A 1,312-nucleotide genomic window follows, 5' to 3' on the forward strand; every position below is an offset into this window, starting at 1 on the left:
CGACACCGGCGGTCACCGCGAACCCGGCCGCAACGGCCACAGCGCTGACACCACCCACCACACGACGAACGCTTCTGTCAGACATACATTTCCTCTCGGCGACGGACCTTGACGGCCGTCCAACTCAGGATGACGCCGATCACACTAACCCAGGCGTGTGGCGGCAACTATCGGAATACAGCGAGGTTTGAGCAGTTCCCCGGCACAGTGGCCGTCCGGGGCCGAAAATTCGATCGTTCGAATGACAGGTCGGGCACGACCCAGGTCGCGCCCGACCGGCTGCCTCAGGCTCAGGACCCGAAGATGCTGGAGACCGATCCGGAGCCGCCGCCGTTGCCGCTGTCGGCGACCGCGACGGTGCGGGCCGCGGCAGTCGAGGCCTGGTAGCCCGACGCGCCGCTGTAGACCGCGGTGATCGAGCGGTCACCGGTGACCGCGAAGGCGTAGGACAGGGTCGCCTTTCCGTCGACGACCTGGACCGGCGTGCCGATCGGGGTGGTGCCGTCGAAGAACTGGACCGTGCCGCCGACGGCGGCCGGGGACACCGTCGCCTTCAGATCGACTGCGGTGCCCTTGACCGCGGTTGCCGGGACCGTCAATGCGGTCGTGGTGGCCACGTCGGACGGAGCCGGATCGGTCACCACGACCGAACCCGCCGCCGAGGCGGAGGCGGTGAATCCGGCGGCGCCGCTGAACTGCGCGGCGACGGACTTGGTGCCGGCGGTGGCGAAGGTCTGGGTGAGGTCGGCGACGCCGCCCACCACGTTCACCGGCGCGCTGGCCTGGCCGTCGATGGTGAACACGACCGTGCCGGCCGAACCGATGAGCGCGTTGTCGGAACCCTTGACCGTCGCGTACACGTGCACGGCCTGGCCGGTCTTGGCGGCACCGGGGAGGCTGAGGGTGGTGGTGGTCGCCTTGTCCGTCGGGACCGCCGCCGTCACCGTCACGGTCTGCGCCGCCGAGGTCGAACCGGTGAAGCCGGCAACCCCGGAGAACACCGCGGTGACCTGATGCGCACCGACCGGCAGCACCTGCGTCAGCGACGCCTTGCCGTCCGCACCCACCGCAACGGCGCCGCCGAGGTTCGCGGCACCGTCCTTGAACTGCACCGTGCCACCAGCAGGCGTCGGCGCCACCTGAGCGGAGAGGGTCACGCCCGCACCCTCGACCACCGACGCCGGAGCGGTCACGGTGGTGGTGGTCGCCTGGTCCACCGGGACCGCCGCCGTCACCGTCACGGTCTGCGCCGCCGAGGTCGAACCGGTGAAGCCGGCAACCCCGGAGAACACCGCGGTGACCTGATGCGCAC

1 protein-coding gene is annotated in these 1,312 nt (G+C 70.5%); it reads right to left on the reverse strand.

All coding sequences use genetic code 11. From position 1 onward, the window contains the following. Positions 1-290: 290 nt before the first annotated feature. Positions 291-1,312 (reverse strand): Ig-like domain-containing protein (locus ACFVH2_RS24930; protein ID WP_378475741.1); only part of this gene is annotated, 1,022 nt, incomplete at its 5' end.

The sequence above is a fragment of the Rhodococcus sp. NPDC127527 genome (genome assembly GCF_042672245.1).
Taxonomy (GTDB): domain Bacteria; phylum Actinomycetota; class Actinomycetes; order Mycobacteriales; family Mycobacteriaceae; genus Rhodococcus_G.